Here is a 25,593-nt window from a genome sequence, read left to right on the forward strand (position 1 = left end):
CAGCCCCAAACAACAAAGCCCGGGACTAACTCAAAAGTCAGCCCCGGGCGAACAGAAAAACGTCATCAAACAGCGTTAACGAGAGGTCCGGCGAGTTCCCCCGCGAGAACCCCGCTGAGAACCCGGATGATGCGCCGCCGCACGAGCCATCCGCGCAGCCTCACCCGCACTCACATGCAGCCTGTGCAAACGATGCACCGAACCAGCCGTAATAATCGTCAGCCACAACGTCAGCGCCGCCAAAATCACCGGCGGCAACCAGCCACGATCCTCCGGAGGGCGACGCGCATCCGGCGCAGCCGCCTTCACGATGCTCTCACCCTCCTCATGAACCGGCGCAGCATCACTCGGAGTCGGCTCACTCACCTGCTGCTTACGGTGCACCGCAATCCACTCAGAAATCGAACCCAACGGATTAGCCGTCACCGCAGGCGACGCCAAAGCCATCGCATCCTGCGGATTGAAAATACCGTAGCCATACAAAGGGTCACGGCCCGTCGCACCAGCATCATCAGCCGAAGCAATCAAACGCTGAGCCAACTGAGCCGCCGACTCCTTCGGATACTTCTGCTTCAACAACGCCGCAACACCCGTCACCAACGGAGCAGCAGCCGAAGAACCCGACCACAGCATGTAACCATTACCCGGAGCAGCCGCAATCATATCCGTACTCGGAGCAACCACAGCAATCGAAATACCCTGAGTAGACGACCCCTCAGAAACCTGCTTATTCCGGTTAATACCACCAACCGTCAACACCCCAGGAATCGTCGCCGGAGCACCAACCTGCGTCAAGCCGCTACCGCGGTTACCCGCAGCCGCAACAATCAGCACGCCCTTCTGCTCCGCATAGGCAAACGCCTCATCCCAGCTCTGCGGCCAGCTCGTCTTATTCGAGCCAATCGACATGTTAATAATCTGAGCCCCGTGGTCGACCGCGTAACGCACCGCCGCAGGGATCTGCTCATCAATACTCTTACCACCGGTCGTACCCATATTCAGCGAAATCGGCAGAATCTTCGCCTCGGGAGCCACACCAATCACGCCGGTCGGCTTACCCGGCTGACCCGCAATCGCAGAATAGCCCTGCGTATCGTGGCCGTGACCGGCAATCAGAGAAGCGACCTCCGTGCCGTGCATCGGCTCAGCACCCAGGCCCTTCCAGCCGTCCTCGCTGCCCACACCCGAGGCGTCATAACCACGCAGAACATTACCCTCAAGATCCGGGTGAGTACCATCCACGCCCGTATCAATCACAGCAACCGTCACGCCCTTACCCGTAGCCTGCGACCACAAGGACGTAATACCGTACTCCTTCAGCCAATACTCACGCTGACGAACATCATCACCATTCGTGGTCGATGTGCCCTTACTCGGAGTCGCAGAAGTCTTCGGCACCGCAGTAGCCGACGGCGAAGGAGTCGCCGTCACCTCCCGCTTCGGGCTCGGGGAAGCAGAAGGGGTCGGGTCCGTCGCCCAAGCGGTAGGCGCCAGCGGAGTCCACAACGGCAGAAGAGTCAACGCGGCACTGGCACCCAAAGCTGCACCTTTACGGATGCGTCGAGTAGCGCCTCGGTCAGAACCAACCGAGGCGCGCACACCAAATACACGAGACGCACAGGCGAAAGACGGCGCAAAAGACCAGCCGGTCAGGGGCATACCTCGCCGACGCTCAGAACGAACCATTAAAACTCCTCAAGCTGAGCCGCGCCGTGAACCACCATCGGTTCACGGCGCGAGCGCTCAAGCCTACAGCTGGGACAGAGCGATACCGTCCAGAATGTCGTGCTCGCTGACGGTCACCGAATCCACGGCACCATCAGTCATCTCATTCAGACGGGTCAGGATGCGGGCGTAAATCGTCGCGCCAGCACCAATCACATCCACCCGGCCGGGGTGCATGTAGCCGAGCTCCTCACGCTCGGCACGGCTCAGCGAAGCCAACCAGCGGGCAGTCTTCTGAACGGTCTCCACCGAGAAGCTCTGAGCGTTAATAGCCTCAGAATCGTAGCGGTCCAGACCCAGCGCAGCGGCAGCCACAGTGGTCGCGGTACCAGCCACAGCCACCACGCGGCGTGCATCCTGCAGGGGCACCGTCTTACGCGCCACGTCGAGAGCCTCGTCAGTATCAGCCTCAACGCGAGCAATCTGCGACTCGGTCGCCGGGGCGCTCATCATGTGACGCTCAGTCAGACGCACACAACCAATATTGACGCTGCGGGAAGCCTTCACACCCGACTCGTCACCGAGCACGAACTCAGTCGAACCGCCACCCAGGTCGAACACCAGGGTATCGCCATCACCGTAACCGACAGCGCGCACCGCACCCGCGAAGGACAGCGCGGCTTCCTCGTCCCCGCTAATGACCTCGGGCTCAATGCCCAGGATGTCGCGGATACCATCCACAAACACCTGACGGTTACCCGCATCGCGAGTCGCACTGGTCGCCACGAAACGCACCGAATCAGCGCCGTGCTCCTTCAGCAGCTGCGCATACTCACGCGCCGCAGCGAAGGTGCGGTCCAGCGCCTCCTGCGCCAGCCAGCCGGTCGCGTCCACGCCCTGACCCAGACGCACAATGCGCATCTCACGCACCACGTCCTTCAGGACGGTCTTCTCGACCCCGTCCACCACCTCAGTAGTGGAATCGGCAATCAGCAGGCGAATAGAGTTCGTACCGCAGTCAATCGCTCCAACGCGCACGGTGGGTTCCTTTCAGGTCTTCAATACCAATCAGTGCCAAAAGGCAACGCGAGCGCCGTAGGCGAAAAATTTTCGCTTTTCGGCGCTCTTTCTTCTATCTATTATGCGCCCGCACCGTCCTTCAAGACGATGCGGGCGCACCAGAATCAATATTTAGGCTTCTTCACGCCACGCGGGGTCGCAGGAGCAGACCTCGGGGGTCCACCACTCGGCGATAGCGTCCAGGCCGCGGTCACCCATCGGGTTCACGCCGCGACCCACCGACAGAGTGTGGCCGATAACAGCGTGCAGGCACTTCACGCGGGTCGGCATACCGCCGGCAGAGATACCGTCAATCTCCGGGACCTCTTCGGTGCCGCTGATCAGGCGGATGCGCTCACGCTCAGCCAGGTAGTTCTCGTGTGCGGCAGCGTACTGTGCCGCCAGGTCGGCGTCCTCAGCGAGCGAGTCGGTCATCTCGTACATCAGGCCGCCCGCCTCCAGGCGGGAAGCCGCAGCGGTAATCACCGGATGCGCCAGGTAGAACACGGTCGGGAAAGGGGTGCCGTTGCTCAGGCGCGGTGCGGTAGCAGCCACGAGCGGGTTACCGCACACGCAGCGTGCCGGAATCTCGATCACGTCGCGGACCTTACGGCCCAGCTGCGCGGAGAGAACACGGATGTCCTGCTCGGTGGGGGTCAGGGTTTCAACAGTTACGCCGAAGCCGCCGGGAGTGCGTGCCTTCAGCTCTTCAATGGTATTTTCGGTGCTCATAATCCTAAGTTTCTGGAGCGAGGGGTCGCCTCGTCCGCTTATGCCGGGTGCTTGCCGGGTACTTGCCAGGGCAGAGTTCCTGCCGGTGGCTGGGGCTAGTTCTTTTCGAGAGAATCCCAGATTTTCGTGGTCCAGGCGTCCTCGGGGGCGTTCTTCGCATTCGCAGAAGTACCGTCAGCCTTCGTGGAGTCCTCGGTAATGCCGGTGACCACGTAGGGGGTATCGCCGGGGTTCACATAGTAGAGGCGGCTACGTGCCTGCTGACGAACGTAGTTGTCGTCGTTCCACCAGGTCTGCTCCGCCTTCAGCTGGGCGTTCTCCTGCTGCAGCTGAGAAATGTGCGCGTTAATCTGCTTGATTTCCCGGTCCTGGTCAAAGTAGGTGACCACCGGGTATGCGGTACCGAGCGCAATCACGCCCACCACAACAGCGGTCAGGAAGCTACGGCCGGAGAACATATGAGCCGCCACGGGGGCGTCGTATCCGCCCTCTTCACGGCCCTGCTGGGCTGCGGCGCGGCGGCGGGCACGCTCCTCACGGCGAGCCTGCGCCTGACGTTCACGCTCAGGGTGACGCTCGCTCAAACCCACGCCAAAGAAAAGAGCACTTGCCTTCTTCAACAAGGAGGTGCGAGCTTCCTTCGCGGCGCCACGCGACGCATTGGAAGAGGCAGTGCCCTGAGCGGATTCGGTGGAACTCTTAGAGTGCGACCGGGTCTGCTGGTTTGCTCGCTGGCTCATTGCTCTATCCTTCGTTCCGTTCTGTACCGCTAAACGCTTCCTTCATATTCTACCGGGTTCGGAGGGCTTCCCCAGCTCTATGTTGCAAGCGATACATTCTACCCTGCCACGGCATACCTGAGCTGATAGATCGCGCACAGAGAAGGAGGCGGTGCCACTCCCCTACGGGGTAGCACCGCCTCCTTGACGTCTAACCGCTCACGCGGTCGAATGCTTCAGTAACTTATGCCTTGAAGCGGGGGAATGCGGACTTGCCAGCGTAAACAGCTGCATCGCCCAGCTCTTCCTCAATGCGCAGCAGCTGGTTGTACTTAGCAACGCGCTCGGAACGTGCGGGAGCACCGGTCTTGATCTGGCCAGCGTTGGTTGCAACAGCCAGGTCAGCGATGGTGACGTCCTCGGTCTCACCGGAACGGTGAGAAACCATGCAACGGTACTCGTGGCGCTGTGCCAGCTCCATTGCGTCGAGGGTCTCGGTCAGCGAACCGATCTGGTTCACCTTCACGAGCAGAGCGTTAGCTGCGCCCTCTTCGATACCGCGAGCCAGGCGCTCGGGGTTGGTCACGAACAGGTCGTCGCCAACGATCTGGACCTTGTCACCGATCTGCTCGGTCAGGGTCTTGTAGCCCTCCCAGTCGTTCTCGTCCAGCGGGTCCTCGATGGAAACCAGGGGGTACTTTGCAACGAGGTCAGCGTAGTATGCGCTCATCTCAGCTGCGGACTTCTTCTGGCCCTCGAACTCGTATGCGCCGTCGTTGTAGAACTCGGAGGATGCAACGTCCAGTGCCAGTGCAACCTGCTCGCCCGGCTTGTAGCCAGCCTTCTCGATTGCCTCAACGATCAGGTCCAGTGCAGCTGCGTTGGACTCCAGGTTGGGTGCGAAGCCACCCTCGTCGCCCAGGCCGGTTGCCAGGCCGCGGTCGTGCAGCACGGACTTCAGGGAGTGGTAAACCTCAACACCTGCGCGCAGAGCGTCAGAGTAGTTGTCGAAGCCGATGGGAGCAATCATGAACTCCTGAATGTCAACGTTGGAGTCTGCGTGAGAACCACCGTTGAGGATGTTCATCATGGGGACGGGCAGAACGTGAGCGTTCGGGCCGCCGAGGTACTTGTACAGGGGCAGGTCAGCGGACTCAGCAGCAGCCTTAGCAACAGCCAGGGAGACACCCAGGATTGCGTTTGCACCCAGCTTGCCCTTGTTGTTGGTTGCATCCAGAGCAATCATGGCTGCGTCAACAGCGCGCTGGTCGGAAGCCTCAATGCCGATGACCTCTTCAGCGATTTCTTCGATAACAGACTTCACTGCACCCAGAACGCCCTTGCCCAGGTATACGGACTTGTCGCCGTCGCGGCGCTCAACAGCTTCCCACTCACCGGTGGATGCGCCCGAGGGCACAGCTGCGCGTGCGAAAGCACCGTCTTCGAGCAGAACCTCAACCTCAACGGTCGGGTTGCCACGGGAATCCAGGATCTGGCGTGCGTGAACTGCGGTAATAACAGCCATGAATTGTTCTCCTTATGAGATGTCAAGGATGTGAACGGCTCACCCGGTAGTGGACAAGTCGCGTCCCCTAAATTCTAGCAAAACTCCCACACAAACACACTAGTTGCCACCGCTTTTTTATCGCCTTATTGAAGGTCTCAATAACCCTTAGTCAGGCGCTACAAAGCGGAACAAGACCCACACTCCCCCACATTGTGAGGGTGTGGGTACCCGCCCAAAGCACAACATGAGCCCAAACGCCGGGGTATACGCCACGAGCATCCTCACGGCCATCCAACACGACCCCAAACAAACGGAAGGCGCTTTGAAACCTCTTATTCCCTCAGAGACTAGGTTTCAAAGCGCCTCACAGAAGAACTCAACCAGCGTGTCTAATAGCTCGGCTCATCATGCGTGTGCTGAGCAATATAGCGGCGAGTGTACGAACGCAGGGCGCGCTCAGCATCCAGGCCGTTACGCTGTGCACGGCTCACCAATGCAAAGAGCAGCTCGCCGAACTCCTCCTCAGTGTGCATATAGCGCAGGTCGTCCTCCATGCTCGTAGGCTCCGGCGGCAAGATAATACCCGCCTTACGTGCCTTCACAGCAGTCTTCTCAGCCATAGCGAGCGCCGGCAGATGCGGCGGAATACCGTCCAGTGCGCCGCGGTCGCTCTTCTCCTTCTTCTTCAACGCATCCCACGCCGCCTGTTGCTCAGCCGCGGTGCGGGGCGCCTCCGAAGAGCCCTCAGACTCAGCCGCAAACACATCGGGGTGGCGCGAACGAAGCTTCTGCACAAGGCCCTCAACCACCTGCACGATGTCGAAGCCCTGCGGGTTTGCCGCAGCAATATCAGAGTGGAACACCACCTGTAGCAGCACGTCGCCCAGCTCCTCACGCAGCAGCGGCATATTCGGCTCGCCGCCGGTTTCTACCGCCTCGACAACCTCGTAGGCTTCCTCCACCAGGTAGCGGATTAGGGAGGCGTGAGTCTGCTCAGCATCCCACGGGCAACCGCCCGGTGCGCGCAGCAGCGCCATGGTTTCCACCAGGGTGCCGAAGGCTTCAGCCGCGCGGGCGGCAGTGTCCTGAACGTTCTGCGCCGCAGAAGCCTCAGGAGTATTAGGGGTATCAGTCATAACAATCTTCCTCATCGAAAAAATGACAAACATAGCGCGCCGCGCCGACCCCCACACGGGGAGCTGGCGCGGCACACCTTACAAGGTTTTAGAGGTTCCAGTGCGAAAGCGCGCTCGTCATATGAGCCGGGATCTTCGAACCCAAACGCGGGAACATACGCAGCTCCTCAACGTAACGCTCAGCATCCAACGGACGCGGGTAGGTGACAAACGCCTGCTCATTCGCATAATCGAATGCCGCCTGAACCGGCACGCCCGGGGTGAAGGTCAGGCTCATAGCCAGCGGCGAGCCCTCGCCCTCGCTGTACGAGTCGGTCTTCAGCGCCGGAATGTCCAGCAGGGTTTCGGGAATCAGCTCGAAGGTACGGACCTGCTCCCAGAAGCCGTTGCGGCGCACGTGGGTCAGGGCGTCGTAGTAGGAACCGAGGGCGCGTACACGAATCAGCACGGTAGTGGCGTCCTTTGCGGTGCCGTTCTCGCCGAAGAGGTGCTCGACGACCGGCGCCAGACGCTGAGCGACCTGAGCCTCGGTCAGAACCAGGTTACCGGCTGCCAGCTGAGTCTCCGAGGGAACCAGCGGGCTCTGCACCGCGGCGGAGGGGGTGTCCGGCTCAGCCACGATGGTGGGCAGCTGGTTGAGCTCGCTCAGCGCGGATGCCGAGATGCTGGAGGAGATACCTGCCGGGGTGCTCTCCGGCAGGGCAACCGGGGTGGTCGCCGCAGCGGGTGCCGTCTCTACTGCGGGAGCCTCAGCAATCTTGGCTGCGGGGGTCACCTCAACGGTCTTGAGCTCAGCAGCCTTCTCAGTGGGCTTTTCCTGAGCGCCGGTAGCCTTCGCAGCGGACGCCTTTGCCTCAGATGCCTTTGCCTCGGTAGCCTTCGCAGCGGCGCCGGCGGTGCCCACTGCGGCAGCTGCGGCAAGAGCACCAGCCAGGCCGGGAGCCACAGATGCACTCTCAGCGGCAGGCTCAACGTCTTCGAGGGCAGGTTCCTCAGCGTGCGCTTCAGTGGAAGCAGCAGAGGCCTCGGGCTCGGGCAGCAGTTCAGAATCCTCCAGGAACGCGGGCAGGGCGGGCTCTTCGGTCTGCTCTGCGGCCGGCTCTTCTGCAGCATCTTCAACGGGCTGGGTACGATCCAGGGTGAAGGACTCTGCAACCACGGGGGCGGTTGCCTTCTGGTCCTCGACGGCCGGAACGTCCTCAGCGGGTGCTTCCTCAGTGTCCAGCTTCTTCTGAGCGTTGGCAACGATGGCAGCCAGGGCGGCTTCCATATCTTCGCCAGATTCATCAGAGGCCTGGGCAGGGGTCTCGGAAGCCTCAGATGCTTCAGCGGTGAGCTCTTCAGCCTGCTCAGTTTCGGGCTCTACGGTAGCTACACCGAAGACAGGGTCATTCTCGTAGTCGTGCTCGAACTCAGCTTCAACCGGCGCGAACTCATTCTGAGCAGGCTCGTCAGAAGCTTCAACAGCCTCTTCGACGTCTTCCTTCTCCTGCGCGGCAGCAGCAGAACCAGCCACAGCGGTACCGGCAGCGGCAAGACCCGTAGCGGCCAGCAGACCCGAAGAGGTACCCTCTTCAGCGCTCTCAACTACAGGCTCTTCAGCGGCTTCGGCAGTAGCCGCAGCCTCGTTCGCAGCCTGCTTCTCGGCGAGTTCCGCCTCAAGCTCATGCTCAATAGCTTCACGTTCAGCCTCAACCGAGTCAACGCTCTGAACAGCGGCTTCCTGAGACTCATCCTGCGAGGTAGCCTCAGCGGCCTCAGCGGTCGCAACGGGCTTAGCCTCAACAGCGGAGCCTCCCAGCAGGAAGCTCTCACCGGTAGTCTGACCGTCCACAGCTCCCAGGTAGGATGCGTGAACCTCCAGACCGTCACCCAGGCGCGGCTTCAAAGAGACAGCCGCACGGTTCCAGGTTGCGCCGGCCTGCTGAGCCTCGGTGTACAGTGCCGCAACGGGTGCGAACCAGTCAACGCCGGGCACGACAATGCCGGTTTCAACCTCACGGCCGCGGTGCAGCAGACGGTAGTGCATATCCTCATCAACCTGGCGCAGTTCCAGGCTCATGGTGCCCGAACCGCGGGTTCGCATGAGCTCCGTGAGGCCGTGGAGAGCGCGCTGCTCGGGGAGAGCGGGCAGGGTTGCCGCACCCTCAACGGGCTCGCTCAGGATGATGGATTCGGCAACCAGTTCAGCTTCGTCTTCGCTGAGCTTCTGCGCAGTTTCCTTCAGCTCAGCAACGGGTGCCTCAGCGGATTCTTCACAAGCGGCAGACTCGTGCTTCTCTGCTTCCTTCTTATCGATGCCCTCTGCGGTCAGCGCGATGCCCTGCGAGGTGCCCTTTTCGGTCTTCTCCTCAGCCTTTTCAGCCTTTGCGGCGGAGGCAACGGCAGCTGCAGCAGCTACGGGGGCAGCAACAGCGGCAAGCGCAGGAGCTACAGAGGCGCTCTTGGCGGGCTCGTCTTCCTCAGAAGCAGTGCCTTCAGCCACGAGGTTCTCAACTTCAGAGTCCTCAACCTCGGTAGCGGTTGCTACCGGTGCGGGGGTCTCCTCTTCGGCTTCGACCTCAGCGCTTTCTTCGACAGCATTTTCTTCCGTAGCAGGCTCTTCCGCGGCGGAAGCATCGAAAATCAGCTCTGCGGTGTTCTCCTCTTCAGCGTCGAAGTCCTCAGCCTCGAGCGACTCAGAGACGGACACTTCGCGCTTCTCCTCAACGGATACAGCGGAGAGCAGTTCGGTCTCATCAGAGACCGCGCTTTCTTCCTCAGTAAGTTCAGATGCCAGCAGCTCGGGCGCCTCAACGACAGCCTCAATCGGCTCTTCCTCAACAGCGGCAGCAGGCTCAGCGGCTTCTGCTACAACAGCGGTGAGGTCAACGGTTTCTTCAGCTTCAGCGGCCTCAAAAATTTCGGGTGCTTCGGTATCGGAAACCTCGGTAGGCTCAGTAGCCTCGGCATCTTCGGTAGCTTCAGCGGAGTCTGCTACCTCAGCAGCTACCTCATCAGCAGTAGCTTCTTCAGCGATTACCTCATCGGAAGCGATCTCGCCGAAAGTCTCCTCTTCGCTGTCGAGGGTGATGCCCAGTCGAGCAGCGTAGGCGGCAGCCAAATCATCCAAACCGGCGTTCTGAGCCTCGGTGACAGCGGCGCCGGTACCGGCAGCCTTCATGTCTTCCACAGTCAGGGAGTCCTCAGCATCTGCGGATTCAGCCTCAGATACAGAATGAGCGTTCTCGGAGTTGTTCTCGGTAGCTTCTACAACAGCGTCGACAGCCTCATGCTCTTCGCCACCCTCTGCCTCGTCTGCAGTCTCCTCAACAGCCTCAGCGACCTCAGCATCCTCAGCGGCAGTATCTTCGGTATTCTGGGCACGCAGAGCACGCAGGTGCTCTTCAAACTGGGAACGTGCATCCGCTGCGACGTCCTTAGGCTCCTGCGCCTCGATAGATGCGTCCTCAGCTTCAGTCTCTTCGTCATCGCGCAGGAACGCAGGCGTTGCGGGCTGAGCAGCCTCAGCAACCGGGGCTTCATCTTCTTCAACGTCCTGGTCCTCAGCTACCTGTTCAACCTCAACAGGTTCCTCAGATCCCTGGGGGAAAGCACCAAGCGCAGCCAGCAGGCTACGACGCTCCTGCTCCTCCGCCTGTTCCTCGGTCAGCTCCTCAGCAGCGGAAGATTCTTCAACCTTCTCATCGCCGTGCAGGAGGGCACGCTTGAGATCCTCAACAGCGCGGTGCTCTTCATTCTGCTCTTCGTCGTGGTTCTGGTGGCGTGCGCTTTCAGACTTCACGAAGCGGCGCAGGGAGTCCTCCCACTGCTGCTGTTCCATAATCTTTTCGCTCAGTCGCGCGCTCTTAGGAGCGTCTTCGCTTGCCTGTTCTTTCTGAGCCTTAGCGGTTTCGGCGCTCTGTTCTTCGCGCGACTGTTCATCCAACTTCTTCTTGCCGATTCCAAAGAAGCTCATTGGGTGTCCTCCTCCGGCGTGCGCCGTGTGATGGTGCGCCATCTCCTTCAACCCCCGCAGGTGTGTGGGCACGGAGTCGGGAACATGACGCAGATGTCCTCATAATCCTTTTAATTCTATCGTGTGCATAGAGTTTCACCCCGCTACTCGGTGAGAGGTAACGGGGTGAAACTTGTACAGTTTTCAAGGCTTGATGCGGCTATATAGTCGTACTTTCAAGCCTGACTTATAAGCTTTCGAGAAGCTCTTTAGCGTGCCTCATCGCGGATGGGGTTCGCCGCCTTCGCAGCCTTCGCCAGCTCAAAACGGACGGCGCGCAGGGCAGTTGCCGCCATGACGCGCACACCAATGCCGATTGCCTGCTCGCTCGGGGCGTAATCGCCCTGGTGCAGATCGTAGGTGGGGTCGCCGGGGGCACGGGTGCCCAGGCGGAACATGGAGCCGGGAACTTCCTGCAGCATCCACGCGAAGTCTTCGCCGCCCATGGACTGCTCAACCAGCACAATGGAGTCTTCGCCCAGTTCGGCGCGAGCCGCGTTCTCCAGCATGGTGGTTTCCAGGTCGGTGTTCACGACCGGGGGCACTCCGCGGATGTGCTCCACACGCGCGGTCACGCCGAAGGGTACGGCAACCTGCTCGATGACTTCATCCAGCATGTTGCCTGCCTGACGCCAAACCTCAACATCCAGGCAACGCATGGTACCCGCCAGGTAGCCCTCGGCGGGAATAGCGTTGGGAGCAACACCAGCACTGACCTGGCCCCAGGCGACCAGCACGCCCGAACGCACGTCGGTGCGGCGGGTCAGCACGGCGGGAACCTGCACAGCAATCTGGCTCATCGCATAGATGAGGTCCTCAGTCAGATGCGGGCGAGAAGTGTGGCCGCCGTGACCGCTCAGATGAATTTTCACGGTATCCGAGGCGCTGGTAATCGCACCGATGCGGGTACCGATCTGGCCCAGGTCCACCTTCGGGTCACAGTGCAGAGCGAAAGCACGCGGAATATCCTTGAGCAGACCCTGCGAAATCATCTGCACCGCACCGCCGGGCAGCTGCTCCTCAGCGGGCTGGAAAAGAATGCGGACGCTACGGCCCAGCGGGGTCTTCTCGTTCAGCTCGTGCAGTGCCAGAGCTACACCGAGCATGACGGTCTGGTGAATATCATGGCCGCAGGCGTGCATCACACCGGGCACGGTGGAGGCGTAGGGCAGGTCTGTCTGCTCAACAATGGGCAGAGCATCAATATCGGCACGCAGAGCCACGGCGAAGGGACCGCTTCCGATATCGACGTAGCAGCCGGTGCCTTCGCAGGCGACGGGGTTCATGCCGGCTTCTCGCAGTCGGTTCATGAGACGCTCAGTGGTTGCGATCTCGCGGAAGGAAAGTTCCGGGTTGGCGTGCACTTCGCGGCGGAACTGCACGAGGGTACCCATCATGCGCTCCACCCAGTCATCGAAGACGGGGGTGGACAAATCGTAGCGAGAATTAGCAAAAACCATACACAGTAGAATAACGCCGCTCGCCGGGGTTTACCTACCCGTTCCCTCTTTCTGACAGCCCTCGAGAATATCTATGACTTTATGACAGATTGTGAAGAGTTTTTGTGCGCGCCCGAGCCCCCGAAAATGCTCTGCCCCATCATTTCCCTCAGCCCTTTTCTGTCAAACAATTCAAGCCGCCACCCGGTGCGGGTGACGGCTTGAATCGTCAATGCTGTATCAGCTGATACCGCGTGTTCAGATTAGAGCGAGCGGCTCAGGATTGCCTGCTTCACCTCGGCAATAGCCTTGGTGATCTGGATGCCACGGGGGCAAGCCTCGGTGCAGTTGAAGGTGGTACGGCAACGCCATACGCCTTCCTTGTCGTTGAGGATCTCCAGACGCAGGTCGCCTGCATCATCGCGCGAGTCGAAGATGAAGCGGTGTGCGTTCACGATAGCGGAGGGGCCGAAGTACTGACCGTCGGTCCAGAAGACCGGGCAGGACGAGGTACATGCTGCACAGAGGATGCACTTGGTGGTGTCATCGAAACGTGCACGGTCCTCAATGGTCTGCAGGCGCTCACGCTCAGGCTCGTTCGAATCGTTGATGAAGAACGGCATGATTTCGCGGTATGCCTGGAAGAAGGGCTCCATGTCAACGATGAGGTCCTTTTCGCAGGGCAGACCCTTGATGGGCTCAACGGTAATCGGCTTGGACAGGTCAAGGTCCTTCAGCAGGGTCTTGCAAGCCAGGCGGTTACGGCCGTTGATGCGCATTGCGTCCGAGCCACAGATGCCGTGTGCGCAGGAGCGGCGGAAGGAGACGGAGCCGTCTACTTCCCACTTGATCTTGTGCAGAGCATCCAGCACGCGGTCGGTGCGGTACATGGTCAGCGGGAATTCATCCCAGTACGCCTCGGAGGAAACTTCCGGGTTGTAGCGACGAATCTTGATGACCACATCGTACGTGGGGATGGAGTCGGAGTCGCCGCCGGTCATACCCTCAAACAGCTTGACGGATTCCGGTTCGGGGAGTTCGTTTTCAGCCATTTTAGTACTTACGCTCCTTCGGCTCGTAGCGGGTGTAGACAACGGGCTTGGTTTCGAATCGCAGGCCCTTGACACCCTCAAACTCGGATTCGGGGTCGAGGTAGACCATCGAGTGCTTCATGAAGTTGACATCGTCACGCTTGGGGAAGTCCTCGCGGTAGTGACCACCACGGGATTCCTTACGGTGCAGCGCGCCAACGGACATGACCTTTGCCAGCTCAATCAGGAAGCCAAGCTCAACAGCCTCAAGCAGGTCGAGGTTGAAGCGCTTGCCCTTGTCCTGGATGGAGATGTTCTTGTAACGCTCTTCCAATTCAGCGATGGTTGCCAGTGCTGCGCGGATGGTCTCGTCGGTACGGAACACCTGCATGTCAGCTTCCATAGCCTTCTGCAGGTCTGCGCGGATAGCGCCGACCTTCTCGGTGCCCTTGCCTTCGAGGATGCCGTTGAGCATGTTGAGAACGCGATCTGCTGCGTCGTCCGGAACCGGTACGAACTCAGCGGATGCTGCGTACTCTGCTGCCTTGCGGCCTGCACGCTTACCGAACACGTTGATGTCCAGCAGGGAGTTGGTGCCCAGACGGTTTGCACCGTGGACGGACACACAAGCAACCTCACCAGCTGCGTAGAGGCCGGGGATGGTCTCTTCGCTGTTGTGGTAGACCTCGGTCTCGTTGTTGGTGGGGATACCGCCCATTGCGTAGTGCGCGGTGGGGAACACCGGGATGGGCTGGTGGTGCGGTTCCACTGCCAGGTAGGTACGAGCGAACTCGGTGATGTCCGGCAGCTTCTCGTCGATGTGCGAGGGCTCCAGGTGGGTCAGGTCCAGCAGCACGTAGTCCTTGTGGGGACCGCAGCCGCGGCCTTCGCGCACCTCGTTTGCCATTGCACGTGCCACGATATCGCGGGGTGCGAGGTCCTTAATGGTGGGTGCGTAGCGCTCCATGAAGCGCTCACCGTCAGCGTTACGGAGAATACCGCCTTCACCACGAGCACCCTCGGTGACGAGAATGCCCAGGCCAGCCAGGCCGGTCGGGTGGAACTGAACGAATTCCATGTCCTCCAGGGGCAGGCCTGCACGCAGTGCGATAGCCATGCCGTCACCGGTGAGGGTGTGTGCGTTGGAGGTGGTCTTGAAGATCTTGCCACAACCGCCGGATGCGAAAATCACGGACTTAGCCTGGAAGACGTGGACCTCGCCGGTTGCCAGGTCGTAGGAGACGACGCCTGCGGGGCGGGGCTTGCCCTCTTCGTCCTTGACCAGGATCAGGTCGAGAACGTAGAACTCGTTGTAGAACTCCACATTGTGGCGAACGCAGTTCTGGTAGAGGGTCTGCAGAATCATGTGGCCGGTACGGTCAGCTGCGTAGCACGCGCGGCGCACAGCAGCCTTACCGTGGTCACGGGTGTGACCGCCGAAGCGGCGCTGGTCAATGCGGCCTTCGGGGGTTCGGTTGAAGGGAAGACCCATCTTTTCCAGGTCGAGCACAGCGTCAATAGCTTCCTTAGCCATGATTTCTGCTGCGTCCTGGTCGACCAGGTAGTCGCCACCCTTGACGGTGTCAAAGGTGTGCCACTCCCAGTTGTCCTCTTCAACGTTAGCCAGAGCGGCGCACATGCCACCCTGTGCCGCACCGGTGTGGGAGCGGGTGGGGTATAGCTTGGTCAGTACCGCGGTGCGAACTCGCTGGCCGGCCTCAATGGCGGCACGCATACCTGCGCCACCGGCACCGACGATCACTACATCGTACTTATGTACCTGCATGATGTTCTTTCTGTGTTTTAGATGTTTTCGTTTGTCTCGGATACGTCGCCGTTAGCGTGCCGAGCAGAAGCTGGGGAGCAGTTCAGCCGCTGCGCCGGAGGGGCAGGGGTCGAACGCGAAGATGGTGAGGGTACCAATGAGCAGGACGAATGCGCATGCTGCGAAGAGGATGATCTTCAACCAAGCGCGCAGGCGGTCCTTCTCTGCGTAGTCATCGATGATGACGCGGATACCGTTAGCACCGTGCAGCATAGCCAGCCAGAGCAGCAGCAGATCCCAGACCTGCCAGAAGGGGTTCGCCCACTTGCCGCCCACGAAGCCGAAGTCGATGGCGTGGATGCCGTCGCCGACCATGAGGTTGGAGAACAGGTGACCGAAAATCAGCACGACGAGTACGACGCCGGACAGGCGCATACCCAGCCAAGCGAACATCTCAAAGTTGTTGCGCTTGGAGGAGGAGCGGTTGTACTTCACACCGTCGATGCGGTTGTCACGCAGACGGGGTACATAGGTGCGGGGCTTAAGCGGAGTAGCCATAGTTTAGTGACCTCCCATGTGCGAGAAAACGATCGGCAGGTGACGTGCGGCGAAGCCAGCAACGGTGATTGCCCAGAGGAAAAGCACAACCCAGAGAATCTTGATGTGCGTGTAGGTTGCCTTCTGGCTGATTTCGACGTTGCCGTCCTTGTTCTTCGCCTGAATGTGCTCCACGTGCGAGTTGGTTGCCTTACCCCAGAAGTCAATGAGGATAATGCGAATACCGTTGAACGCGTGGTAGACGATGGCGGCGACAAGCGCGGTCTCACCCAGACCCATGATGGGGTTCTTGTACAGGCTCAGTACGCCATTGTAGGCCTCCGGGGAGATACGCACGACGGCAGTATCCAGGATGTGTACAAGAAGGAAGAAGAAAATCGCGATACCGGTAATGCGATGAGCAACCCAGGACCACATGCCCCAGCGGCCGCGGTAGAGGGTTCCTTTAGAACCATTCAACACTGAATAACCTCCTGCTGCGACGGCGAGCGTCTGGGTTCTGGTACCGCATTTTTAGGCTCCAGCTTCCAGGCACAGCTGTGTGCTCACCGACTGCTTTTTGTTCGTCTGTTACTTCCAAGATATCAGGTAAATTCACAGCTTACTGACACCCTGTTTAGGGTTTTTTTACAGGTTCTAAAAGGGAATTAGAGCATGTTTTTATTGCGATATCGCCTACTTCCCTGTGTTTGTGCGGGACTTACCTTAACCTAACCTCAAACATCGCCTAAATGAGAGCCATCTGACACTTTTTGGTTAAAACCTAAAAGAATTCGATATATGACAAATTGACCCGCTATTCTTGAAGCGATGAATACTGCACTCACTCGATTCCGCCCGCTTATTCCCGCCGGCGGTGTTGGCTCGCGTTTGTGGCCTCTATCCCGCGCGCACGCCCCGAAGTTCCTGCTCGACCTCACCTCGTCGGGCAATTCCTTGTTGCGTGACACCTACGACCGTCTCATCGATCTCAGCAACGGTTCCGTCATGGTGGTTACCGGTACTTCGCACGCCAATGCGGTCACCCAGCAGATTCCTGAACTGCGTGCCGCTGACCTGGTACTGGAGCCCTCCCCCAAGGATTCGGCTGCAGCTATCGGCCTGGCTTGCGCTATCATCCACCGCCGCGAACCGGACGCCATCATTGGCTCCTTCGCAGCTGACCACGTGATCAGCCCCGTGGATGAATTCCACCGTGTGGTGACCGAAGCTGTCATCACCGCGGCAACCGGCAAGATTGTCACCATCGGTATTACCCCCACCGAGCCCTCCAGCGCGTTTGGCTACATCCACGCCAGCGAGTCCCTGGGTATTGAGGACGCCCCCAACGCTCAGGCTGTGGACACCTTCGTGGAGAAGCCCGATGCCGCTACCGCACAGAAGTACCTGGACTCCGGTGAGTACACCTGGAACGCAGGCATGTTCGTGGCACCGGCGGCTCTGATGCTCAAGCACCTCGAGGCGAACGAGCCCGAGCTGTACGCGGGCATCATGGAAATTGCTAACGCTTGGGACACCCCCGAGCGTGAGGCTGTTATGGACCGCGTCTGGGAGACCCTGCCCAAGACCGCTATCGACTACGCTGTGGCTGAGCCCGCTGCGGCAGCGGGCGACGTTGCAATGGTTCCCGGTTCCTTCAGCTGGGACGATGTGGGAGACTTCGACGCTGTGGCACGCCTGAACACCGAGAAGAGCGGCGAAGAGCTGACCATTCTCGGCGAGAAGGATAACGTTATCAACCACGGTTGTTCCGGCATTATTGTCGCGAATACCGACCGCAAGATCTCTATCCTTGGCCTCGACGATATCGTTGTGGTGGACACCCCCGACGCCCTGTTGGTCGCTCCGCGCTCCAAGGCACAGGCTGTCAAGGATGCAGTGGGTGAGGTCAAGGCGCGAGGCCTGAACAACCTCCTCTAAATTTTTGGCTCTGAGTAGGTAGCCCCGCGCAGTTAGCCCTGAGTAGTTAGCCCCGCGCGAGTGCTTGAATCCTGCTCGAGCACAAGATACCTCTAGAAACCGGTTCTCTTCTTTTCAGAAGGGAGCCGGTTTTCTTATGCCCCGATGATTATGCTCTGATGGGTCATTGGGTCATTTCGCGGGTGGATTCAAGACTTTTGCCTAGTGGGGCCGGTTGAGGGATTCCCACTCAGATGAGAAGAGCGCAGGACGCCTTGCAGGCCCGACGCAGACTGCACTTCCAGACTCTGATACGAGCCAAGGAGTAGCTTCTATAGAGAACCATTCTCATGTTAATCTTGGTACATGCACATGACCCGTAAGTTTTTCCTCACCCGTGCCGGCGCACTCGGCGCAGTAGCCGCACTCGCCCTGACCGCATGCGGCTCCCAGACCACCCAGAACGCCCAGACCAGCCCCAGCGCCTCCACCTCCGCGAGCGCAACCCCCGCCCCTATCACCGAAGGCAAGGGCGCGGCAAGCCGCGTCGCCATCACCTACGACGGCGGCGTGCTCGTCTACGACGCCAAGGACATGAAGTTGCTCGCAAACATCCCCAAGGAAGGCTTCCTGCGCCTCTCCGACGCTGGCGATAACCGCCACCTCGTCGTTGCAGACGGTAACAGCTACACCTTCCTGGACACCGGCGTATGGTCCGTAGCGCACGGCGACCACTCGCACTACTACACCACCGCCCCGTCTCTGTCTTCGCTGTCTCTTGCAGCTGACCACACCGGTCACGTCATCAAGGACAACGGCAAGGTCGCGGCATTCGCTGACGGCACCGGCTCCTTCGCCGTGTACGACCCGGCGAAGCTGACCCACGACAAGCGCACCGCATCCTCCCTGGAGACCACCACCGTCACCCTGCCGCAGCCGCACCACGGCTTCGCAATCCCGCTGCCCAACGACCAGTACCTGGTAGCGGTTGGCGATTCGAAGACCCGCACCGGTGCCGCTGTTGTGGATGCGCAGGGTAAGACCGTTCTCGAGAGCCCCGCATGCCCCGGTGTTCACGGTGAAGCTATCGCCAAGGACGGCGCGTTCTCCATCGGTTGCACCGACGGCGCGCTGGTCTACAAGGACGGTAAGTTCACCAAGATTACCAACCCCGAGGACCCGTACTCGCGTTCCGGTAACCAGGCTGGTAAGGCTGATTCCCAGTACGTTCTGGCGGACTACAAGACCGATAAGGACGCTAAGCTGGAGCGCCCCGAGAAGTTCTCCATCATCGACACTGTCGCGGCAACCCGCACCGTCTACTCCCTGCCCTCTGGCGTGAGCTACACCTTCCGTTCGCTGGCTCGCGGCCCCCAGGGTGAGGCGCTGCTACTGACCACCGACGGTAAGCTGCGCATCTTCGATCCGGCGACCGGTGCCGAGCTGGGATCCGTACAGCTAATGGAGGCGTGGACCGAGTCTGAGACGTGGCAGGATGAGCGTCCGGCGCTGTGGGTGGACGGTAAGACCGCCTACGTGACCGACCCGGCGACCAAGAAGCTCATTGCGGTGTCCCTGTCGAACCCGGCAGCTCCGAAGGAGCTGATGAGCGTGGAGCTTCCGAAGACCCCGAACGAGATTCTGGGTGTCTCCTCCTCGAACGCTGCACCGGTTGAGGCTGAGGCTCACGGCTCTGAGGCACACGGCACTGCTTCCTCCTCGGCTTCGGCTGACGCGCACGAGTCCGGCGAGGCTCATGAGGGCCACTCCCACTAGGGCTCTCGCGCTGAGATAAACCGAGCGAAAGCATAAAGAGAGATGCGACCGATAACCTATCGGTCGCATCTCTCTTTATGTATGCAGGGTTTATGCGCCAGCCACTAACGCAGCGGCAGAACCCCAATCTCTTCCCAGTTCTGCCCGTCGTAGGAGTAGTAATGCAGGTGATCCACGGTGAAGGTGCGTTGCTCGGCGGGCAGAGCATCAAACACCTCATGGGCATTCGCCACCTGCTCCTCCGTGAGCCCGTGGCCCAGGGTCACGTGCGGCACGTACGGGAAGGATGCCGCACCGGCGCCGAACAGTTCAACCAGCTTCTGGTGAATCTGCTCAAACTCGGTCTTGCCCGCCTCCAGGTTCAGGTACTCCACCTCGGTCACCGGGCGGAAGGAATGCACCGAACCCCAGCGCGCCTCAAAACGCGGTGCGTCCAGCGCCTCGCGGAACTGCGGGGACTGCACCGCAGCCAGCAGCGATTCTGTCAGCTCCGTCAGGTACACGGTCACGTGCGTGCTAATCGGTGCCGCAGCACCGCCAACTACCGTGCGCTTCCACTCTTCCAGGCGCTGAACATTCTCACCGCTCACATGCGCAATAACGCTCAGGTAGCGGCGACCGGGTTTCAGGGTCGGGGATACAGGAGCCGTCGTGGGGCTCGAAGAGTTCTCTTGTGCTGTCATCTCAATCGTGCAGGTAATGCGGCGCCTCAGCCGGGCAGGCTGAACAGCGCGCTAGATTGCGGCGGCAGGCAGGAAGCCAACCTTCTTGTACACGTTCTCAATGGTGACCGTAGCGATCTCACGCGCAGCGGATGCGCCCACAGCCAGCAGGCGGTCCAGCTCGGCGGGGTCGTCCATCAGCTCGAGGGTACGCTCACGCACCGGGGTGAGGCGCTCCACCACGATATCGGCAAGGTCAACCTTCAGGTGGCCATACATCTTACCTTCGTAGCGTGCCACAATCTCGTCGATGCTCTCGCCGGTCATTGCCGAGTAGATGGAGAGCAGGTTGGAGACGCCAGGCTTAGCCTCACGGTCGTAGGCGATGACGGAGCCGTCATCGGTCACGGCGGACTTAATCTTCTTCTGGGTTGCCTTGGGGGTGTCCAGAAGCTTGATCAAGCCCTTGTCGGTGGCTGCAGACTTGGACATCTTCGAGGTCGGGTCCTGCAGGTCGTAAATCTTAGCGGTTTCCTTCAGAATCACCGGCTCGGGCACCACGAAGGTCTCACCGAAACGGGAGTTGAAACGCTGAGCCAGGTTACGGGTCAGCTCCAGGTGCTGACGCTGGTCCTCGCCCACGGGCACGCCGTCCACCTGGTAGAGCAGGATGTCGGCAGCCATCAGAATCGGGTAGGTGAACAGACCTACGGAGGCGTTCTCGGCACCCTGCTTCTGGGACTTGTCCTTGAACTGGGTCATACGGGAGGCCTCACCGAAGCCGGTGAAGCAGTTCAGAACCCACGCCAGCTGGGCGTGCTCGGGCACGTGCGACTGCACGAACAGCGGGGTGCGGGTCGGGTCAATGCCGGAGGCGATGTACTGTGCCGCGGTCAGGCGGGTACGCTCACGCAGCTCCTCGGGGTTCTGAGGAACGGTGATGGCGTGCATATCCGGGATAAAGAACAGACATTCGTTATTCGGGTCGTCCTGCAACGCCACCCAGTTGTTCACAGCACCAATGTAGTTACCCAGGTGCATCGAATCAGCCGACGGCTGCGCACCCGAGTAGATACGTGCCTTCTGCTGAGAGGCGTTAGGGATGAGGGACTTATCCTGCTTCTTTTCGTCTGCCATAGTTATTTCCTGTGCAGTTCTTCCTGTGCGGTGCTGCGGACGGTGCAGCACATCTTCAAAAACTTATCTGTAGGTGGGTCCGCGTCTTACTCACCGATGCGGTAGTCAACCACGAGCGGCGCGTGATCGCTGAAACGCTCATCGTAGCTTGCCGCGCGGTCCACGACCGCTTCCACGGCGCTTTCGGCGAGCGCCGGGGTCGCCATGTGGTAGTCGATACGCCAGCCTGCGTCATTATCGAACGCCTTACCGCGGTAAGACCACCAGGTGTAGGGGCCGGGCACCTGACCCGCCAGCTCACGAGCCACATCGCGGTAGCCGATATCGCCGAAGAAGCGGTCAAAGTAGGCGCGTTCCTCCGGCAGGAAGCCGGCACGCTTCTGGTTAGCCTTCCAGTTCTTAATGTCCAGCTCGGTGTGGCCCACGTTCAAATCGCCCACGATGAGCACGTGGTCCGAGTGCTTTGCCAGTTCAGGCATGCGCACCAGCATGCGCTCCAGGAAGCGGTACTTATCGTCCTGCTTCTGGGTGCCGACCTCACCGGAGTGAACGTAGGCGCTGACCACGGTCAGGGTCTTACCGTTGGGCAGAACGTAGTCCGCCTCAACCCAGCGGCCCGAATCGTCAAAGTACTCTTCGCCAATATTCGAGCGGGTCGCCACCGGCTGATTCTCCAGGACTTCACCGGCCGAGTTCGGGGTGTGGCGGGTCGCCACCAGTACACCGGCGCGGCCCTTCGCGGCAGCCTCCGCGTGCAGAATATGCCACTGGGATTCGTCCAGCAGCTCACGCACGATAGCGTCGGGGGCGCGCACCTCCTGCAGGCAGAGAATGTCGATGTCACGGCTCGCCAACCACGCCGCCATATCCTTCTTGTAGGCGGCTCGGATACCGTTCACATTCACGCTCGCCACGCGAAGCAGACCGCTCGGGCGCGGTGCAGGGGTGTTAGAAAAATGCATAGTCTTAATTATGCCAGTTTGAAGGAAGAGAAATTTTCACTCGTGCGCGTTTTTTCTCTGGCTGAACGGTAAACTATTGGGTGATGAATTCACACTCCTCACAGACCACCGACCACGGTGCCCCCTCACATTCTGCGGGCACCACCGCATCCGAAAGTACCGCTCACAACGCTGAGAGCCGCTACGAGCTACCCCCGATTCCCGGCCCGAAGTACGAGCAGGTCATCCACTACATTGAGCAGCGCTACATTATTCCCGGCAAGCCCGGCGATAAGCTGCCCACCGAACGCATGATTCAGCAGAACTTTGGGGTGAGCCGCCAGACGGTTCGTAGCGCCCTGAAGGTTCTGATTGAACGCGGCCTGCTCTACAACGTGCAGGGCTCCGGCACCTACGTTGCCGAGCGTAGCGACGCCACCTACATTCCGCGCGTGGACACCTTCGTTGACGATATGCGCCGCCGCGGTTTTGAGGGCTCCACCCGCATGATTGCGACCCGCTGGGTGGACGCCACCGAAGAGATCTCCACCCACCTATCCGTGCCGGTGGGCGAGCAGGTGCTGTTCGTGCGCCGCCTGCGTCTTGCCGACCACGAAGTCATCGGCTTTGAGCGTTCCTACTTTGTCAAGGCCGCCGCAAGTAGCATCCTGGACGCCATGATGGCGGAGATGTCCGGTGCGATGAGCTCGCTAGACCAGCTTGCCGACACCCCCAACGCCATTAAGCACGCCCGCGTACGCACCAGCGCGGCGCTCTTCACCGACGCCGACGCCGAGGCGTTCAACCAGCAGGTTCCCGTGGGCGAGGCGGCGTTCAAGGTCTGCGCGACCGGCTACACCGAAGAAGGTAGCCCCGTAGAGTACGCAGAGACCTTGTACCTTGCCGATGCCTACTTCTACGAGATGATTCTCTAGCACCTGCCTTTTCTCTTGTGATGACAGTGTGAAGGGCGGTGCCCCGGTAGATTGTTCTACCGGGGCACCGCCCTTTTGAGTTATCAGCTCTGAAATATTTCAGCTCTAAAATGCTGCGGGCCTTACGCCGCCTGACGCTCCGCAGTCTCAACCACGTTCACCAGCAGCTCCGCGCGGGTCATCGGGCCCACACCGCCGGGGTTCGGGGAAACCCAGGACGCCTTCTGCGCAGCCTCCGGGGAGACGTCGCCGAATAGCTTCTTCTTGCCGGTCTCCGGGTCCTCAGCACGGGAAACACCAACGTCCAGCAGGATTGCGCCGTCCTTGACCTGGTGAGCCTTCAGCACGTGCGGAACACCCACAGCGGCAACAATGACGTCAGCCTCGCGCAGTACCTCGTCCAGGTTCTCGGTACCGGTGTGCGCCAGGGTTGCGGTCGCGTTCACCTCGCGGCGGGTCAGCAGCAGACCCAGCGGGCGGCCCACGGTAATGCCGCGGCCGAGCACCACAACGTTCTTGCCGTTCCAGTCGATGCCGTGGCGCTTCACCAGCTCAATGACACCGTTGGGGGTGCAGGGCAGCGGGGAATCCAGCGGCTCAGAAACGTTCAGCACGAGCTTGCCGAGGTTGGTCGGGTGCAGGCCGTCAGCGTCCTTCTCGGGGGCGATGCGCTCCAGCACGCGGTTGGTGTCCAGGTGCTTGGGCAGGGGCAACTGCACAATGTAGCTGGTGCACGCCGGGTCGTTGTTCAGCTTGTCGATCTCTGCGTCGAGCTCTTCCTGAGTGATGTCACCGGGCAGGTCCACACGGATGGAGTTAATACCGATCTCTGCGCAGTCGCGGTGCTTAGCGCCCACGTACGAGCGGGATGCGGGGTCGTCACCGACCAGCACGGTACCCAGGCCGGGGGTAATACCCTTAGCCTTGAGCGCCTCGACGCGTTCCTTCAGCTCTTCCTTGATGGCTGCGGCGGTTGCGTTACCGTCTAGAATCTGGGGCATTGTTTTTCCTTCCATAGATTGCGGCGGGTTCGCCGAAACGAATGGTCTGTGTGTTGAGTTCTAGGGTGTGTGCCTAGAGGCGCCACTCCCCCGCTACGTCCCTCAACGGATGTAGTGGGTAGAGCGGCAAAAAGTAAGAGGGCGAAATAACCCCGCCCGCTCAGCACCCACGAAGGGATGCTGAGCGAACGGGGTCATTCATGGGTCTACCAGTTCTCGCTGCCCTGGTAGAGGGGGTACTTGGCGCACAGTGCCTCAACGCGGGCACGCAGCGCAGCGATGTCCGGGTTCGGCAGCAGTACGGAAGCAATAATGTCGGCTACCTCGGTGAAGCCCTCAGCATCGAAGCCGCGGGTCGCCAGAGCGGGGGTACCGATACGCAGACCGGAGGTCACCATCGGCGGGCGCGGGTCGTTCGGCACGGCGTTACGGTTGACGGTAATGCCAGCGGCGTGCAGCAGATCCTCTGCTTCCTTACCGTTGAGGGCGTGGTCGCGCAGGTCAACAAGCACCAGGTGAACGTCAGTACCGCCGGATGCGATCGACACGCCGGCGTCCTTCATGTCCTGCTGCAGCAGGCGGTTCGCCAGGATCTGTGCGCCCTCAACGGTGCGCTTCTGACGGTCCTTGAACGCGTCAGATGCGGCGACCTTGAACGCGGTAGCCTTCGCAGCGATCACGTGCATGAGCGGGCCGCCCTGCTGGCCGGGGAACACTGCGGAGTCAATCTTCTTCTTCAGTTCCTCGGTGCAGAGGATGAAGCCGGAGCGGGGGCCGCCCAGGGTCTTGTGCACGGTGGAGGAGACCACGTGTGCGTGCGGGACGGGGTTCGGGTGCAGACCCGCAGCCACCAGGCCCGCGAAGTGAGCCATGTCCACCCACAGGTACGCACCGATTTCGTCAGCAATCGCTCGGAACGCGGCGAAGTCCAGCTGACGGGGGTACGCGGACCAGCCGGCAATAATCAGCTTGGGACGCTCAGCCAGAGCCAGTTCACGCACCTGCTCCATGTCAACACGGCCGGACTCGTCCACGCCGTACGCCACAACGTGGTACAGCTTGCCGGAGACGTTCAGCTTCATGCCGTGGGTCAGGTGGCCACCGTGTGCCAGGGACAGACCCATGATGGTGTCGCCGGGGTTCAGCAGTGCGTGCATGACGGCGTTGTTCGCCTGCGCACCGGAGTGAGGCTGAACGTTGGCGTGCTCAGCACCGAAGAGTTCCTTCACGCGGGAAATAGCGAGGGACTCAACGATGTCAACGAATTCGCAGCCGCCGTAGTAGCGGCGGCCGGGGTAACCCTCAGCGTACTTGTTGGTCAGCACCGAGCCCTGGCTTTCGAGGACGGCACGGGGGACGAAGTTCTCGGATGCAATCATCTCGAGGGTGTTCTGCTGGCGCTTGCGCTCCAGCTCAATGGCTTCTGCAACTTCGGGGTCAAGGTCGGCGAGGGGCATCTCGAGGATCTTCTGCTCGGACATTACGCTCCTGGGAGTGTTTTTGCATTATCTTCGGTCGCTCATCATCGGGGCTGCGGCAGTGTCTGCGGCTGAAAACCCTGAATGAAAAAATATGAGCTACACCTCATAATACCGTAAAGCCCGCTTTCCTTCGAGAAGGAAAACATGCTTTAC

The 25,593-nt window shown here is 60.5% G+C and carries 20 protein-coding genes; 3 read left to right on the top strand and 17 right to left on the bottom strand.

Translation table 11 applies throughout. The features are described from left to right. Nucleotides 1-75: 75 nt before the first annotated feature. The 12 genes from LPB405_RS02950 to sdhC form a co-directional block, all read right to left on the bottom strand. Complete coding sequence (locus LPB405_RS02950) at nucleotides 76-1,686, bottom strand: S8 family peptidase (protein ID WP_219101854.1); 1,611 nt, start codon at nucleotides 1,684-1,686, stop codon at nucleotides 76-78. A gap of 63 nt (nucleotides 1,687-1,749) precedes the next feature. Further along, nucleotides 1,750-2,703 carry a Ppx/GppA phosphatase family protein gene (locus LPB405_RS02955; protein WP_219101855.1) on the bottom strand — a complete coding sequence of 318 codons (954 nt, stop codon included), beginning with the start codon at nucleotides 2,701-2,703 and terminating at the stop codon, nucleotides 1,750-1,752. Between the two features lie 153 nt (nucleotides 2,704-2,856). Then, nucleotides 2,857-3,456: a DUF501 domain-containing protein gene (locus LPB405_RS02960; RefSeq protein WP_049341514.1), complete on the bottom strand. Its 600-nt coding sequence runs from the start codon at nucleotides 3,454-3,456 to the stop codon at nucleotides 2,857-2,859. A 95-nt stretch (nucleotides 3,457-3,551) separates the two neighbouring features. Next, nucleotides 3,552-4,196, bottom strand: coding sequence for a septum formation initiator family protein (locus LPB405_RS02965; RefSeq protein ID WP_219101856.1), 645 nt, complete (start codon nucleotides 4,194-4,196; stop codon nucleotides 3,552-3,554). Between the two features lie 223 nt (nucleotides 4,197-4,419). Then, nucleotides 4,420-5,700 (bottom strand): phosphopyruvate hydratase, encoded by a 1,281-nt coding sequence (gene eno, locus LPB405_RS02970; RefSeq protein WP_049341512.1) that lies wholly within the window; start codon nucleotides 5,698-5,700, stop codon nucleotides 4,420-4,422. A 371-nt stretch (nucleotides 5,701-6,071) separates the two neighbouring features. Then, nucleotides 6,072-6,818 (bottom strand): MazG family protein, encoded by a 747-nt coding sequence (locus LPB405_RS02975; RefSeq protein WP_005508957.1) that lies wholly within the window; start codon nucleotides 6,816-6,818, stop codon nucleotides 6,072-6,074. An 88-nt stretch (nucleotides 6,819-6,906) separates the two neighbouring features. Continuing rightward, nucleotides 6,907-10,776, bottom strand: coding sequence for an ornithinee aminotransferase (locus LPB405_RS02980; RefSeq protein WP_219101857.1), 3,870 nt, complete (start codon nucleotides 10,774-10,776; stop codon nucleotides 6,907-6,909). A gap of 248 nt (nucleotides 10,777-11,024) precedes the next feature. Further along, on the bottom strand, nucleotides 11,025-12,275 hold the full coding sequence (locus LPB405_RS02985; protein WP_219101858.1) for an amidohydrolase: 1,251 nt from the start codon (nucleotides 12,273-12,275) through the stop codon (nucleotides 11,025-11,027). Nucleotides 12,276-12,517: 242 nt separating this feature from the next. Next, nucleotides 12,518-13,306, bottom strand: coding sequence for a succinate dehydrogenase iron-sulfur subunit (locus tag LPB405_RS02990; protein WP_005506828.1), 789 nt, complete (start codon nucleotides 13,304-13,306; stop codon nucleotides 12,518-12,520). A gap of 1 nt (nucleotide 13,307) precedes the next feature. Then, on the bottom strand, nucleotides 13,308-15,071 hold the full coding sequence (gene sdhA / locus LPB405_RS02995; protein WP_070542594.1) for a succinate dehydrogenase flavoprotein subunit: 1,764 nt from the start codon (nucleotides 15,069-15,071) through the stop codon (nucleotides 13,308-13,310). A 51-nt stretch (nucleotides 15,072-15,122) separates the two neighbouring features. Continuing rightward, nucleotides 15,123-15,608 (bottom strand): succinate dehydrogenase hydrophobic membrane anchor subunit, encoded by a 486-nt coding sequence (locus LPB405_RS03000; RefSeq protein ID WP_049327899.1) that lies wholly within the window; start codon nucleotides 15,606-15,608, stop codon nucleotides 15,123-15,125. Between the two features lie 3 nt (nucleotides 15,609-15,611). Continuing rightward, nucleotides 15,612-16,070 carry a succinate dehydrogenase, cytochrome b556 subunit gene (sdhC, locus tag LPB405_RS03005; protein WP_005506819.1) on the bottom strand — a complete coding sequence of 153 codons (459 nt, stop codon included), beginning with the start codon at nucleotides 16,068-16,070 and terminating at the stop codon, nucleotides 15,612-15,614. 348 nt (nucleotides 16,071-16,418) lie between these two features. Here sdhC and LPB405_RS03010 point away from each other — a divergent pair, with 348 nt between their 5' ends. Together LPB405_RS03010 and LPB405_RS03015 are read left to right on the top strand one after the other, a co-directional pair. After that, nucleotides 16,419-17,528, top strand: a complete 1,110-nt coding sequence (locus tag LPB405_RS03010) for a mannose-1-phosphate guanylyltransferase (RefSeq protein WP_012904083.1) — start codon at nucleotides 16,419-16,421, stop codon at nucleotides 17,526-17,528. Between the two features lie 351 nt (nucleotides 17,529-17,879). After that, nucleotides 17,880-19,283: a hypothetical protein gene (locus tag LPB405_RS03015; protein ID WP_257604965.1), complete on the top strand. Its 1,404-nt coding sequence runs from the start codon at nucleotides 17,880-17,882 to the stop codon at nucleotides 19,281-19,283. Between the two features lie 104 nt (nucleotides 19,284-19,387). Here the strand turns inward: LPB405_RS03015 and LPB405_RS03020 are convergent, their stop codons facing one another. The 3 genes from LPB405_RS03020 to LPB405_RS03030 all read right to left on the bottom strand — a co-directional run bounded on the left by LPB405_RS03020 (nucleotide 19,388) and on the right by LPB405_RS03030 (nucleotide 22,044). Continuing rightward, nucleotides 19,388-19,966: a 2'-5' RNA ligase family protein gene (locus LPB405_RS03020; protein ID WP_219101860.1), complete on the bottom strand. Its 579-nt coding sequence runs from the start codon at nucleotides 19,964-19,966 to the stop codon at nucleotides 19,388-19,390. A gap of 51 nt (nucleotides 19,967-20,017) precedes the next feature. Continuing rightward, nucleotides 20,018-21,082, bottom strand: a complete 1,065-nt coding sequence (trpS, locus tag LPB405_RS03025) for a tryptophan--tRNA ligase (RefSeq protein ID WP_044150743.1) — start codon at nucleotides 21,080-21,082, stop codon at nucleotides 20,018-20,020. A gap of 86 nt (nucleotides 21,083-21,168) precedes the next feature. Continuing rightward, nucleotides 21,169-22,044, bottom strand: a complete 876-nt coding sequence (locus tag LPB405_RS03030) for an exodeoxyribonuclease III (RefSeq protein WP_219101861.1) — start codon at nucleotides 22,042-22,044, stop codon at nucleotides 21,169-21,171. A gap of 80 nt (nucleotides 22,045-22,124) precedes the next feature. On the opposite strand from LPB405_RS03030, the gene LPB405_RS03035 reads away from it, so the two are divergent. Then, on the top strand, nucleotides 22,125-22,958 hold the full coding sequence (locus tag LPB405_RS03035) for a GntR family transcriptional regulator (RefSeq protein ID WP_049327895.1): 834 nt from the start codon (nucleotides 22,125-22,127) through the stop codon (nucleotides 22,956-22,958). 122 nt (nucleotides 22,959-23,080) lie between these two features. On the opposite strand, the gene LPB405_RS03040 is transcribed toward LPB405_RS03035, so the two are convergent. Together LPB405_RS03040 and glyA are read right to left on the bottom strand one after the other, a co-directional pair. Beyond that, nucleotides 23,081-23,959, bottom strand: coding sequence for a bifunctional methylenetetrahydrofolate dehydrogenase/methenyltetrahydrofolate cyclohydrolase (locus LPB405_RS03040; protein WP_005508973.1), 879 nt, complete (start codon nucleotides 23,957-23,959; stop codon nucleotides 23,081-23,083). Nucleotides 23,960-24,165: 206 nt separating this feature from the next. After that, entirely contained in the window at nucleotides 24,166-25,440 is a 1,275-nt protein-coding gene (gene glyA, locus LPB405_RS03045) for a serine hydroxymethyltransferase (protein WP_219101862.1), read from the bottom strand. Between the last annotated feature and the right edge of the window lie 153 nt (nucleotides 25,441-25,593).

The sequence above is a fragment of the Rothia mucilaginosa genome (assembly GCF_019334805.1).
In the GTDB taxonomy this organism is placed as follows: domain Bacteria; phylum Actinomycetota; class Actinomycetes; order Actinomycetales; family Micrococcaceae; genus Rothia; species Rothia mucilaginosa_C.

Excerpts from the sequence above, each read along its gene's own strand:
- LPB405_RS02950 (WP_219101854.1), bottom strand. The coding sequence starts at position 1,686 with ATGGTTCGTTCTGAGCGTCGGCGAGGTATGCCCCTGACCGGCTGGTCT.
- LPB405_RS02960 (WP_049341514.1), bottom strand. The coding sequence starts at position 3,456 with ATGAGCACCGAAAATACCATTGAAGAGCTGAAGGCACGCACTCCCGGC.
- LPB405_RS02965 (WP_219101856.1), bottom strand. The coding sequence starts at position 4,196 with ATGAGCCAGCGAGCAAACCAGCAGACCCGGTCGCACTCTAAGAGTTCC.
- eno (WP_049341512.1), bottom strand. The coding sequence starts at position 5,700 with ATGGCTGTTATTACCGCAGTTCACGCACGCCAGATCCTGGATTCCCGT.
- LPB405_RS02975 (WP_005508957.1), bottom strand. The coding sequence starts at position 6,818 with ATGACTGATACCCCTAATACTCCTGAGGCTTCTGCGGCGCAGAACGTT.
- LPB405_RS02980 (WP_219101857.1), bottom strand. The coding sequence starts at position 10,776 with ATGAGCTTCTTTGGAATCGGCAAGAAGAAGTTGGATGAACAGTCGCGC.
- LPB405_RS02985 (WP_219101858.1), bottom strand. The coding sequence starts at position 12,275 with ATGGTTTTTGCTAATTCTCGCTACGATTTGTCCACCCCCGTCTTCGAT.
- LPB405_RS02990 (WP_005506828.1), bottom strand. The coding sequence starts at position 13,306 with ATGGCTGAAAACGAACTCCCCGAACCGGAATCCGTCAAGCTGTTTGAG.
- sdhA (WP_070542594.1), bottom strand. The coding sequence starts at position 15,071 with ATGCAGGTACATAAGTACGATGTAGTGATCGTCGGTGCCGGTGGCGCA.
- LPB405_RS03000 (WP_049327899.1), bottom strand. The coding sequence starts at position 15,608 with ATGGCTACTCCGCTTAAGCCCCGCACCTATGTACCCCGTCTGCGTGAC.
- LPB405_RS03010 (WP_012904083.1), top strand. The coding sequence starts at position 16,419 with ATGAATACTGCACTCACTCGATTCCGCCCGCTTATTCCCGCCGGCGGT.
- LPB405_RS03015 (WP_257604965.1), top strand. The coding sequence starts at position 17,880 with ATGACCCGTAAGTTTTTCCTCACCCGTGCCGGCGCACTCGGCGCAGTA.
- LPB405_RS03020 (WP_219101860.1), bottom strand. The coding sequence starts at position 19,966 with ATGACAGCACAAGAGAACTCTTCGAGCCCCACGACGGCTCCTGTATCC.
- trpS (WP_044150743.1), bottom strand. The coding sequence starts at position 21,082 with ATGGCAGACGAAAAGAAGCAGGATAAGTCCCTCATCCCTAACGCCTCT.
- LPB405_RS03030 (WP_219101861.1), bottom strand. The coding sequence starts at position 22,044 with ATGCATTTTTCTAACACCCCTGCACCGCGCCCGAGCGGTCTGCTTCGC.
- LPB405_RS03040 (WP_005508973.1), bottom strand. The coding sequence starts at position 23,959 with ATGCCCCAGATTCTAGACGGTAACGCAACCGCCGCAGCCATCAAGGAA.
- glyA (WP_219101862.1), bottom strand. The coding sequence starts at position 25,440 with ATGTCCGAGCAGAAGATCCTCGAGATGCCCCTCGCCGACCTTGACCCC.